General features: G+C 70.8%; 9 protein-coding genes. 5 read left to right on the top strand and 4 right to left on the bottom strand.

Annotated features, from left to right (window positions below; all coding sequences use genetic code 11):
- Positions 1-65 precede the first annotated feature (65 nt).
- Complete coding sequence (locus ADK67_RS21490) at positions 66-608, top strand: TetR/AcrR family transcriptional regulator (RefSeq protein ID WP_082403675.1); 543 nt, start codon at positions 66-68, stop codon at positions 606-608.
- Positions 609-854: 246 nt separating this feature from the next.
- Here the strand turns inward: ADK67_RS21490 and ADK67_RS21485 are convergent, their stop codons facing one another.
- Both ADK67_RS21485 and ADK67_RS21480 read right to left on the bottom strand, forming a co-directional pair.
- Positions 855-1,127 (bottom strand): GlsB/YeaQ/YmgE family stress response membrane protein, encoded by a 273-nt coding sequence (locus ADK67_RS21485; RefSeq protein WP_053718253.1) that lies wholly within the window; start codon positions 1,125-1,127, stop codon positions 855-857.
- 153 nt (positions 1,128-1,280) lie between these two features.
- Complete coding sequence (locus tag ADK67_RS21480; protein ID WP_053718252.1) at positions 1,281-2,078, bottom strand: sporulation protein; 798 nt, start codon at positions 2,076-2,078, stop codon at positions 1,281-1,283.
- Between the two features lie 157 nt (positions 2,079-2,235).
- Between ADK67_RS21480 and ADK67_RS21475 the strand changes: the two genes are divergently transcribed.
- Positions 2,236-5,202, top strand: a complete 2,967-nt coding sequence (locus ADK67_RS21475; RefSeq protein WP_053718251.1) for an acetyl-CoA carboxylase family protein — start codon at positions 2,236-2,238, stop codon at positions 5,200-5,202.
- Positions 5,199-6,503, top strand: a complete 1,305-nt coding sequence (locus ADK67_RS21470) for an MFS transporter (RefSeq protein ID WP_231648296.1) — start codon at positions 5,199-5,201, stop codon at positions 6,501-6,503. The genes ADK67_RS21475 and ADK67_RS21470 overlap by 4 nt, the downstream gene beginning before the upstream one ends.
- Positions 6,504-6,671: 168 nt before the next feature.
- Here the strand turns inward: ADK67_RS21470 and ADK67_RS21465 are convergent, their stop codons facing one another.
- Entirely contained in the window at positions 6,672-7,556 is an 885-nt protein-coding gene (locus ADK67_RS21465) for a hypothetical protein (RefSeq protein ID WP_053718250.1), read from the bottom strand.
- A gap of 231 nt (positions 7,557-7,787) precedes the next feature.
- On the opposite strand from ADK67_RS21465, the gene secA2 reads away from it, so the two are divergent.
- Positions 7,788-10,106: an accessory Sec system translocase SecA2 gene (gene secA2, locus ADK67_RS21460; protein ID WP_053718249.1), complete on the top strand. Its 2,319-nt coding sequence runs from the start codon at positions 7,788-7,790 to the stop codon at positions 10,104-10,106.
- 48 nt (positions 10,107-10,154) lie between these two features.
- Here the strand turns inward: secA2 and ADK67_RS21455 are convergent, their stop codons facing one another.
- Positions 10,155-10,421, bottom strand: a complete 267-nt coding sequence (locus ADK67_RS21455) for a hypothetical protein (protein ID WP_053718248.1) — start codon at positions 10,419-10,421, stop codon at positions 10,155-10,157.
- Positions 10,422-10,825: 404 nt separating this feature from the next.
- Here ADK67_RS21455 and ADK67_RS21450 point away from each other — a divergent pair, with 404 nt between their 5' ends.
- Positions 10,826-12,124, top strand: coding sequence for a tannase/feruloyl esterase family alpha/beta hydrolase (locus ADK67_RS21450; RefSeq protein ID WP_231648295.1), 1,299 nt, complete (start codon positions 10,826-10,828; stop codon positions 12,122-12,124).
- The last annotated feature ends 196 nt before the right edge of the window (positions 12,125-12,320 follow it).

The raw sequence follows: 12,320 nt of genomic DNA, 5'->3' as shown, positions 1-12,320 counted from the left end.
CCAGTGGTGAGTTCGCGCTCCTCGATGAGACGTGGTCCTCGGTGACGCCGCCGGCGGCCAGGCGGATGCTGATCGCCGCCGCGGCCGCGTTCTCGGTGCGCGGGTACCACGCGACGACGACCCGTGACATCGCGGCGCAGGCCGGCATGTCGCCCGCCGCCGTCTACATCCACTACCGGTCCAAAGAGGAACTGCTGTTCCAGATCTCCCGGATCGGGCACGCCACGTCGCTGTCGGTGCTGACGGGTGTGTCCGAGGTGGACCCGGTGGCCCGGTTGGCGGCGGCCGTGCGGGCGTTCGCGTCGTGGCACGCGGAGTACCACACGACGGCGCGGGTCGTGCAGTACGAGTTGAGCGCGTTGACGCCGGAGCACCTGGCCGAGGTGGTGGAGCTGCGCCGCCGGATCGAGGCCGCCGTACGGGACATGGTCACCGCGGGCGTCACCGCGGGCGTGTTCGACGTGCCCGACGTGCGGGGCGCGACCCTGGCGGTGCTCTCGCTGTGCATCGACGTGGCGCGCTGGTACCAGCCTTCCGGCCGCCGCACGCCGGCCGAGATCGGCGACCTCTACGCCGACCTGGTGCTGCGCATGGTCGGCGCCACCTGACCGCGCGAGAGTCCTACGTCCAGCACGCGCGTGTCCTACGTTGGGAACGCGCGTGTCCTACGTTCAGGTACCCCGAATTCAACGCTCAGGACAGAGCCGTGCGGCGCGGACGCCGGGCCGCGGTGTTCTGAGTGTTGAACTCGGGTGTTCTGAACGTAGGACACACGTGTTCTGAACGTAGGACACGCGCGTGCTGAAGGTAGGACTCACGCGACGTGAACGTAGGACTCTCGCGGTGAGGTGGGGTTAGCGGACGGATTTCTTGCCGTAGAACCCTGCGACGAGGCTGACGCCGATGGCGGCGATGATCACCTGCACGATGATCTCGATCCAGTCGATGCCGGGCGTGTCCTCCACGCCGAGCGCCCGGGCGATGAACGTGCCCAGGAACGCCGCCACGATGCCGACGATGATCGTCAGCCAGATGGGGATGGCCTGCTTGCCCGGCGCGATGAGCTTGCCCAGCAAACCGATGATGAGACCCACGATCAGAGCGCTGATCACACCGCCGATGCCCACGATGCCTCCTGCGGGTTAGTCGCCTTCGAAGAAGTCCCCGACCTCGTCGAGGGCCTCGCCGTTCATCATCCCCACCCAACACGCCGGCCGCAGCGCCAGCGGCGGCCCGGTCGGCAGGCGGTCCGCCGACCGGCGAGCACCGCGGCGGACGCCCTAGTGGCCGAAACCGTGGGAAGATCGCCTGCCGCCGACCTGATCCATCCACTGGTGCAGCAGCGCCGCCCAGTCCGTGCGGATCACCTCATCGTGGGACATGGCGAAGTGCCCGAACGAGTCGCCGCCAGCCCGGAACAGGCCACCGCGGCGGTCCGCCTCCAGCACCGCGTACAGCCGGTGCGGGTCGGTCACGAAGGTCAGCTCCAGCTGGCTGATCTTGCCCAGGAACTGCCCCGGCGGCAGGAACTCGATCTCCTGGTAGAACGGCAGCTGCTGCGGCACGCCGCGGATCCGCCCCGACTCGTTGTCCGCGCGCTGGAAGCGGAACCCTAGGGCGCCGAACGCGTTCAGCACGTGCTCCTGTGACCGGATCGGGTGCACGGCCACCGGGTCGAGGTCGCCGGGGTCGACGGCGCCGCGCACCTCCAGCTCCGTGCGCAGGCCCATCGTCATCCCGTGCAGGTGCTGCCCGTGCACGACCGTCAGCGGCGTCTCGAACGGCACCGGGAACTGGAACGGCAGCACGAGGTTCTGCCCCGGCGCGACGGCGATCCGCTGACCGACCAGGACCTGCGCGAACTCGACGTTGCGGTTGTGCTCGTTGTCGCCGCTCTCCACCTCGACCCGGGTGACGAGCGACAGCTTGACCTGGTCGATGTCGGCGGGGTGGTCACCGCCCGCGATGCGCACCTCGCCGGTCAGCACCTCGCCCGGCCGCACGTTCGGGTTGGCCAGCACCGTGTCCACCGAAGGACCGCCGACTCCGAACGCGCGCAACATCCTCTTGAAAACCACGGTGAGTGCCTCCTGGCCTGCTGTGGGTCACGCCCTTGAGCTCGGGTTTCCCCAAGGACGCCTCGGCAAGGACATCGGTTCCCTCTGGACGAACGCCAAGCCCGGGTGTCACTATGCGACCGCGGTCACATACTAAGCGGTCGCTCAGGAGGTTGAAGTGCCCACGCTGCTCGTCGCCAACCGGGGAGAGATCGCCGTCCGGGTGCTGCGCGCCGCCGCCGACCTCGGCTGGCGGACCGTCGCCCTCGTCACCGACTCCGACGACGCGCACGGCCGGTTCGCCGACCGCGCCGTCCGGCTGCAAGGCTCCTACCTGGACGTGGACGCCGTGCTCGCCGCCGCCGACGGGTGCGACCTGGTGCACCCCGGCTACGGCTTCCTGGCCGAGAACGCCGGGTTCGCCCGCCGCTGCGCCGAGGCCGGGCTGACGTTCGTCGGACCCCCGCCGGAAGTGCTGGAGCTGCTCGGCGACAAGAGCCGGGCCCGCGCGCTGGCCGCCGAGGTGGGCGTGCCGGTGCTCGCTGGCGCCGAGGACGGGTTCGAGGAGTTCTTCCGCACGCACGGCGCGGTGGTCGTGAAGGCCGTGGCCGGTGGCGGCGGCAAGGGCGTGCGCGTGGTGCGGCGCCTGGCCGACCTCGAAGCCGCCGTCGAGCGGTGCCGGTCCGAGGCGCTGGCCGCGTTCGGCGACGACACCGTGTTCGTGGAGGAGCTGCTCGAACCGGCGCGGCACGTCGAGGTGCAGCTGGTCGGCACGACGGTGCTCGGCGACCGCGACTGCTCGCTGCAGTCCCGGCACCAGAAGCTGGTCGAGATCGCGCCCGCGCCCGACCTCTCCCCCGACCTGCGGTCCGCGCTGCACGACGCGGCGGCGACGATCGCGCGCGCCGTCCGGTACACCGGGCTGGGCACGGTCGAGTTCCTGGTCGCGCCGGACGGCCGGTTCGCGTTCCTGGAGGCCAACCCGAGGCTCCAGGTCGAGCACACCGTCACCGAGCAGGTCACCGGGCTGGACCTGGTGCGCGCGCAACTGCTGCTGGCGGCCGAGGTCGAACCGGACCTGACGCACACGCCACGCGGCAGCGCGCTGCAACTGCGCGTGAGCCTGACGTCCACGGGACGGCTGTCGGCGTTCGTCCCGCCAACGGGACCGGGCGTTCGGGTCGACACGCACGCGTCCGTCGGCTACCGGGCGGGCCTCGGCTTCGACCCGTTGCTGGCGAAGGTCGTGGTGCAGGCCGACGACCTGGACACCGCGCTGCGCCGCGCCCGCCGTGCGCTGGACGAGTTCACAGTGGACGGCGCGCGGACGAACATCGGCTTCCTGCGCGGGCTCCTGGACCACCCGGACGTCCTGAAAGCGCACACCGGCCTGGTCGACTCACTGCCCCGTGAAGACACCGGAGCGCGCGCTCCCGTGCAGGGAACGGTCGTCGCGATCGAGTCCGGCACGGTCGTCGTGGAAGCGATGAAGATGCAGCACGTCGTGCCGATCGGCGACGCGCGGGTGCTGGTCGAGGTCGGCGACACGGTCGCGGAAGGCGCGTTGCTGGCCGAGGGCGTCGACCTGGCCGTCGAGGAGAAGGCCGTCGAGGTCGACCTGGACGACGTGCGGCCGGACCTCGCGGAAACGTTGGCGCGCCACGACTTCGCACGTCCCGAGGCGGAGGCGAAGCGGCACGCGGCCGGCCGCCGCACGGTCCGGGAGAACATCGCCGACCTGTGCGACGAGTTCGTGGAGTACGGCGGGCTGGCCATCGCCGCGCAACGCCGTCGCCGGTCGTTGGACGAGCTGGTCGAGCGCACGCCCGCGGACGGGCTGGTGGCGGGCGTCGGCCGGGTCAACGGCGGCCAGGTCGTCGCGATGTCCTACGACTACACGGTCATGGCGGGCACGCAGGGTCTGCGCAACCACGCCAAGAAGGACCGGATGTTCGAGCTGGCCGAGCAGCGGCGGCTGCCGGTGGTGCTGTTCGCCGAGGGCGGCGGCGGACGGCCGGGCGACACCGACCACGGCGGCGTCAGCGGGCTGGACTGCCTGGCGTTCCACCTGTTCGCCAAGCTGTCCGGGCTGGTGCCGCTGGTCGGCATCGCGTCCGGCCGCTGCTTCGCCGGCAACGCCGTGCTGCTGGGCACGTGCGACGTGGTCATCGCGACCCGTGACGCGACCATCGGCATGGGCGGCCCGGCGATGATCGAGGGCGGCGGGCTCGGCGTGTTCCGGCCCGAGGAGGTCGGGCCCGTCGACGTGCAGGTGCCCAACGGCGTGATCGACGTGCTGGTGTCCGACGAGGCCGAGGCCGTCTCGGTGGCGAAGAAGTACCTGTCGTACTTCCAGGGGCCCGTGGACGCCTGGGAGTGCGCCGACCAGCGGATGCTGCGCCACCTCGTGCCGGAGAACCGGGTCCGCGCCTACGACGTGCGGTCCGTCGTGCGGACCCTCGCCGACACCGGCTCGGTGCTGGAGCTGCGGCCGGAGTTCGGTCGGGGCATCGTCACCGCCCTGGTCCGGGTCGAGGGCAGGCCGCTGGGGCTGATCGCCAACGACCCCGGCCACCTCGGCGGGGCGATCGACGCCGACTCCGCGGACAAGGCCGCGCGGTTCCTCCAGCTGTGCGACGCGTTCGACCTGCCGGTGGTGTCGCTGTGCGACACGCCGGGGTTCATGGTCGGGCCGGACGCCGAGCGCACCGCGACCGTCCGGCACCTGACCCGGATGCTCGTGGCCGGCGCGAACCTCGACGTGCCGTTCGGGTTCGTGGCGCTGCGCAAGGCCTACGGGCTGGGCGCGCAGGCGATGGCGGCGGGCAGCTTGAAGGTGCCGCTGTTCGCGGTGTCGTGGCCCAGCGGCGAGTTCGGCCCGATGGGGCTGGAAGGCGCGGTGCGGCTCGGGTACCGGCGCGAACTGGACGCCATCGACGACCCGGCGCAGCGCAAGGAGATGTTCGAGGCGATGGTCTCCGCCGCCTACGAGCACGGCAAGGCGCTCAACGTGGCGTCCGCCTACGAGATCGACGACGTGATCGACCCGGCCGACACCCGGCGCTGGATCACCACCCTGCTCACCGGTCCCGACCACGCCCCGGTCCGGACCGGCAAGAAACGCCCGTTCGTGGACACCTGGTGAAAGGGAACAAGCACATGGTCACGACCGCTCCCCCCGAGCGGCGCACGTTGCGCAAACTCATGGCGGCCGGGCTCGTCGGCTCGTCGCTCGAGTGGTACGACTTCTTCATCTACGCGACCGCCGCGGCGCTGGTGTTCCCGAAGTTGTTCTTCCCCGAGGCGTCGCCGCTGATCGGGCTGCTGCTGTCGTTCAGCACGTTCTGGGCGGGGTTCATCGCCCGGCCGGTGGGCGGGCTCGTGTTCGGGCACGTCGGCGACAAGTTCGGCCGCAAGCCCGCGCTGGTGACGTGCCTGGCGCTGATGGCCGCGGCGACGTTCCTGATCGGGCTGCTGCCGACCAGCGCGACGCTGGGCGTGATGGCGCCGGTGCTGCTCGTGCTGCTGCGGTTCCTGCAGGGCATCGCGGTGGGCGGGCAGTGGGGCGGGGTCGTGCTGCTGCTGACCGAGACGGCGGGGCCGCGGGGGCGTGGGTTCGCCGGGACGTTCGGGCAGGCGGGCGTGCCGCTGGGGGTGATCCTGGGCAACGTGTCGTTCCTGGTCGTGGGCGCGCTGGTGCCGGCCGCGTCGTTCGCCACGTGGGGGTGGCGGGTGCCGTTCCTGGCGAGCGCGCTGCTGTTCCCGGTGGTGCTGTTCATCCAGCTGAAGGTCGAGGACAGCCCGGTGTTCCGGGAGATCAAGGACCGGCGTGGCGAAGGACCCGCGCCCGCGCCGTTGCGGGAGGTGCTGCGGACGCACCGGCGGCCGGTGCTGCTCGGGGCGGGGCTGATGTTCGCGTCGAACGCGGTGTTCTACGTCAGCATCGCGGGCGTGCTCGACTACGCGACCCGTGAGCTGGGGTTGGCGCGCAACTCGGTGCTGGTGGTGACGCTGCTGTCGTCGCTGATCAGCGTGCCGGTGATCCTGCTGGCGGGGCGTTGGTCGGACAAGCACGGCAGGCGTCCGCTGATCATCGCGGGTGCGGTGGCCATGATCGCGTGGGCGTTCCCGTACTTCTGGCTGGTCGACACCGCCTCGTTGGGCCTGATCTTCGTCGCGCTGGCCGTGTCGGGGGTGGGGTCGAGCCTGGTCTACGGGCCGGTGGCGGCGTACCTGGCGGAGCTGTTCGAGCCGCAGGTCCGGTACTCGGGCGCGTCACTGGCGTACCAGCTGGCCTCGATCCTGGTCAGCGGCGGCACACCGTTCATCATGACGGCGTTGCTGGTGGCGACCGGGACGTCACTGTCGGTGTCGGCGTTCCTGCTGGTCATGGGCGTGGTGACGCTGGCTTCGGTGCTCGGCTTGCGGGAAACGCACAAGCGCTAACATCTGCCGACTTCCCATGGGCTATATTCCACTTCGGTTGGAATATAGCCGCTAGATTGCAATTGGGAATGAGGTTTGCTTTGACCGTGGAATGGCCCATCGGGGGCGAAAGCGGCAACGACGGCTGACGTCGGCCGGCATTGCGCACAGTTCAAGGGAGGGGAGGCCTCATGCGGGGCCGCCCCTCCCTTTGAGCTCGAGTCGCATCCCCACGCTTTCGTGCACCGGTAGGTCGAACCCCTCGAAGAGGAAGACCGGCCGGCCGTCGTCGTCGTTCGCCGGACCGCAGGAGTAGCCGTTCTGGTGCTCTTCGAAGCCCACCGGTTCGACGTAGGCGTCGAACCCGCGCGGCAGCGCCACCTTGTACCGCGCGTAGACGACCGGGGTGGCGAACTGGAGCGTGAACGTGTCGGGGCGGCGGTCGCGCATCAGCGGTGAGCACATCGCGGGCCAGCTGAACTCCACCGCGATGGTGATCTCGCTGCCGACCTTCGGCGGTTCGGGGAAGTGCACCATCAGCACGAGCTGCCCGTCCTTCAGCCAGGCCACGGTCGTGCTCAGGCTGGCGCCGGGCAGGTCCCCGATCAGCAGTTTGCGCACCTCGACGCGAACCTTCCGGCGATACCTGGCCGGCTGCGCCCAGCCGCAGCCCTGCACCAGGCGCAGCACGCGCAGGTCGTTGAGGACCTTCGCCCGGATCGTGAGCTGCTTGCGCACGTCGCCATTGGACTCGATGGCGGCGTACTCCTCCCACGTGATGACGTCGTACGACGGGTGGCGGTCCTCGGCGACCTGCTTCGAGTACTTGGAGACGAGCTCTTTGTGCATCTCGAGTTGACGCACGAGGTCGCGCCGGTCGGACAGCAACAGCAGGCCGAATGAGAGCACGGCGAGAATGGCGGCCACGAGGGCACCCGCTTTGACCGCGGCATTCCCGAACACCGCACCCAAGAGCACCGCGAACGACATGATGCCGACGACCGCTTTCACGACCGCCGCCGAGCCCTCATCGACGAGGAGGTCGTCGAGCCACTGGACGAACCGTTTCAGCACGCCGCCCCCTACGAGACGTGATCACGCCTGGGAATCGGAGGTTATCGGTCAGTAGTCACGATCGGGAGCACCCGAGTGGCCCCGGCTACCGGAGACGGTCGAGTTCGCCCACTCGGAGGCAGCCCCGCCCGCAGTTCTACGGGCGTGCGCACAAGATCGACTCGTCCGACGAGTGAACTGTCAACCGGGTGACGTGCGGAACGTTGTGGACTTGCCGTACGTTGCCGTGCCGTGACCACTCTCCTGGGACGGTTCAAGCAGCGGCTGCGTCGGTTCGCGCAGAAGCCCGGCTCCGCCGACCTCACGCCCTACCGGAAGCTGCTCGACGAGGTCAACGAGCAGGCCGAGCGCGTGAAGAAGCTCAGCGACGAGGAACTGACCGCCGCGGCCGCCGAGCTGCGCGACAAGTCGGACTTCGGCCGCCCCGAGCTGGTGGAGGTGTGCGCGCTCGGCCGCGAGGCCGCCGACCGCGCGCTCGGCCTGCGCCCGTTCGACGTGCAGATCCTCGGCGCGCTCGGCCTCCTGGAGGGCCACGTGGTCGAGATGGCCACCGGTGAGGGCAAGACGCTCTCCGGCGCCATCGCCGCGGCCGGTTTCGCGCTGCGCGGCGACCAGGTGCACGTGGTCTCGGTCAACGACTACCTGGCCCAGCGCGACGCCGAGTGGATGGGCCCGTTCTACGAGCTCATGGGCGTGAACGTCGGCTGGATCAACCAGAGCTCCAAGCCCGAGGAGCGCCGCGCCGCCTACGAGGCCGAGGTCATGTACGCCTCGGTCTCCGAGATCGGTTTCGACGTGCTGCGCGACCGGCTGGCCACCGACGAGGGCGACCTCATCGTGCCCAAGCCGCGCGTCGCCCTCGTCGACGAGGCGGACTCGGTCCTGGTGGACGAGGCACGCGTGCCGCTGGTCCTGGCGGGCTCCACGGCGGGCCCGGCGGTCGACCCGGCGCTGGCCGACCTGGTCAAGCGGCTGCGTCGCGACCTGCACTTCGAGATCGACGACGAAGAGCGCAACGTCTACCTCACCGGCGCGGGCAGCGAGCTGGTCGAACGGGCGCTCGGCGGCATCGACCTGTACTCCGACGAGCACGTCTCGACCACGCTGAGCAAGGTGAACGTGGCCCTGCACGCGCAGGTCCTGCTGCACCGGGACGTGGACTACATCGTCCGCGACGGCAAGGTGCACCTGATCAACGACACCCGCGGCCGGATCGCGAAGCTCCAGCGCTGGCCCGACGGCCTCCAGGCCGCGGTCGAGGCCAAGGAGAACGTGGCGACCACGGACGCGGGCGAGGTGCTGGACTCGATCACGGTCCAGGCGCTGCTCAGCCGCTACCCGACGGTCTGCGGCATGACCGGCACCGCGGTGGCCGTCGCCGAGCAGCTGCGCGACTTCTACCAACTGGAAGTGCTGGTCATCCCGCCGAACGTGGAGACGATCCGGGAGGACGAGGCGCCCCGGCTGTACGCGACGCTGGAGCAGAAGGAAGCGGCCGTCGTCGCCGAGATCAAGGAGGTCCACGAGACGGGCCGCCCCATCCTGGTCGGCACGCTGGACGTGGCCGAGTCCGAGCGCCTGTCCCGCAAGCTCGCCGAGGCGGGCCTGGAGTGCGTGGTCCTCAACGCCAAGAACGACGCCGAGGAAGCCGCGATCATCGCCGACGCGGGGTCGTTCCAGCGGGTCACCGTGTCGACCCAGATGGCGGGCCGCGGCACGGACATCCGGCTCGGCGGGCACGACTCGACCGACCGGGAGCGCATCGCCGAGCTCGGCGGCCTGTACGTGATCGGCACCGGCCGCCACTCCAGCAGCCGGCTCGACGACCAGCTGCGCGGTCGCGCGGGCCGCCAGGGCGACCCCGGCGGGTCGGTGTTCTTCTCCTCGTTGCAGGACGACCTGGTCACGCAGTACGTGCCCGACCACGACGAGCCGGCCGAGGTGGACGAGGACGGCCGCGTCACCGACGCGGGCACGCTGCACACCGTGGAGCACGGGCAGCGCGTCGCCGAGGGCGTGCACCTGGAGATCCACCGCAACACCTGGCGGTACAACAAGCTGATCGAGCACCAGCGCCAGCTGCTGCTGGAGTACCGGGACAAGCTGCTGCGCACCGACCTGGCCTGGAAGGAGCTGTCCGAGCGCAAGCCGGACAAGGCGCACGAGATCAAGGACCTCGACACCGACGTCAAGGTCACCGCGGCCCGGTTGATCGCGCTGCACCACCTCGACCAGCGGTGGAGCGACCACCTGACGTTCCTGACCGACCTGCGCGAGGGCATCCACCTGCGGGCGCTTGCGCGGCAGAACCCGCTGGACGAGTTCCACCGCGAGGCGATCCCGGCTTACCACAAGATCATCCCGGACGCGTGGGACGAGGCGGAGGAGACGTTCGCCAAGGTGGAGATCGACGCCGACGGCGCGCACCTGGCCGAGGCGGGCGTGCAGCGCCCGAACACGACCTGGACCTACCTCGTCAACGACAACCCGTTCTCCTCCGGCCTGGAGGAGACGTTCAAGGGCCTGGTCAAGCTGGTCCGACGCCGCTGACCGCGCCCGTGCGCGGGCCGGGAGTCAGGCCCGGCCCGCGCACGGCGGTCAGCGAACCGGTGCGGAGACCTTCTGGTCCTCGACCGGCGCCGCCTGTCGGGGCAGCTTGGCCGGTCTCGGCATCCGCTGCGCCACCGCCTGCTCGGTGAGGACGCGGAGTTCCGCCAGGATGTCCAGGTGCTGCTGGGACGGTGGCGGACCGACGAGGTTCGAGTGGTCGAACGCGGTGCGTTCGGCACGGTGGGCCAGGTTCTGGATGCGCCGGATCAGGTCCCACTCCTGGTCAGTGCGCGTAGAGCGCCGTTGCTCAGTCACCCCGGAAGCAGACACCTCACGCCGGGTGAACGTAAATCACCTGGCAGTGCGAACTTCGCTGGGTCAACTCAGCTACCCCAGCCGGTGCGATCAAAACGAACCGAACGTGGTACTCAAGGCTCCACCGCCGGGCGAGAGGCCACGCCGTGCACGCGGGGACGTCCAGAACAGGGCCGTTCGGGCGCTCGTGCAGCTCGATCACACTCCGGGTATGCACCGATCGGCGTCACCCATGGTGGTGAACTCCCCGATTACCGCCCTTGGTGACGCGGTGTCGAGCAGCCCCCCGGTGTGAGGGTCACTCGCAGGTGTGCCGCCGATGGCTCCGCACACCACATCCGCCCCGCCGGCCATGGCGTCCGACCCCATTACGCGGCCCAGCGAGCCGTTTTACCGTGCCTCGGGTGAACATCGCCGTTCCGCTGATCGCAGCGCTCCTCGCGACGACGGCGCAGGCCGTTCCCGCGTCCGCCAACGGATGCGGGCCCCTGCGCGTGCCCGGTGCCGAGCACCAGGAACTGACCCGGCTCGCCGACCTGTCCACCGCCGGCGGCCGCACCGACCCGGCCGACTGGGCCGGGCTGACCCCGGCGGGCCTGCCCGCGCCGACGCCCGTTCCCGGCACCCAGGTGGACGGCTACTTCCCCGACTCCTCCACCGGCAACACCAACCACGGCTGGGCGCACGACTCGCAGTTCGTGATCCGGCTGCCGGAGCGCTGGAACGGCGGCCTCGTCGTCGCGGGCTCCCCCGGCGTGCGCGAGCAGTACGCCAACGACCGCGCGATCAGCGACTTCGTGCTGGCCCGCGGGTACGCGTTCGCGTCGACCGACAAGGGCAACACGGGCGTGGCCTTCCACCGGGACGGCTCGCGACCGGGCGACGCGATCGCCGAGTGGAACCACCGGGTCACGCAGCTGACCCGGGCGGCGAAGGCCGTGGTGGCGCAGCGGTACTGCCGGCCGCCGTCGCGCACCCTGGCCACCGGCATCTCCAACGGCGGTTACCTGGTGCGCTGGCAGCTGGAGAACCGCCCCGAGCTGTACGACGGCGGCGTGGACTGGGAGGGCACGCTGTGGAGCGCGCAGGGCCCGAACCTGCTGACGTTCCTGCCGCCGGCGCTCAGGGGCTACGCCACCGGCGACAAGGCGGCGGTGGTGGCCGCCGGGTTCCCGGCCGAGTCGGAGTTCCTGTGGCAGTTCCACCACCAGTACTACTGGGACCTGACCCAGCGCATCTACCGCGAGGAACTGGACCCGGCGTGGGACGGCGACGCGGAGGCGGGCACGCCGTTCTGCGCGCCCGGCACGCCGCTGTGCGACGCCGACTACGACTACGCGTCACGGCCGCAGGCGCAGCGCGCCGTCGAGCGGATCGCGTTGACCGGCCGGATCGGCAAGCCGCTGCTCACCCTGCACGGCACATTGGATGTACTGCTGCCCATCTCCCGCGACTCCGACGTGTACGCGGACATGGTGCGCCGGGCGGGGCGCGGCGCGTGGTTCCGCTACTACCGGATCGAGGGAGGAACCCACGTGGACTCGCTGTTCGACGCGTTCCCGGACCGGCTGCGGCCGTTGACGCCGTGCCACCGGTCGGCGTTCGCCGCGCTGGAGGGGTGGCTGTCGGGCACGCGACCGCCCGCGTCGGCGACCGTTCCCCGGCCGGCGGCGGTGAGCACGACCGAGTGCGCGCTGTCGTGACCGAAGCGTCCCGCCGCTCGGCGTGCTCTGGGGGCGGCCGAGCGGCGGGACCGACGAGTCGGGCGCGGGCGGGTCCTCCACCCCGTTCGAGACCCCACGTGCCGGCGCGAGGCCGCGGCACGCCAGGATGGCGGCGGTGGTCCGTCCGATCGGCGGGGAGGGTGGGCGTTCCTTGTCGCCCGGAGTTCGAGGTCGC

It is taken from the genome of Saccharothrix sp. NRRL B-16348 (assembly GCF_001280085.1).
Lineage (GTDB): Bacteria > Actinomycetota > Actinomycetes > Mycobacteriales > Pseudonocardiaceae > Actinosynnema.
This window is presented reverse-complemented; position numbering and strand designations above follow the sequence as displayed.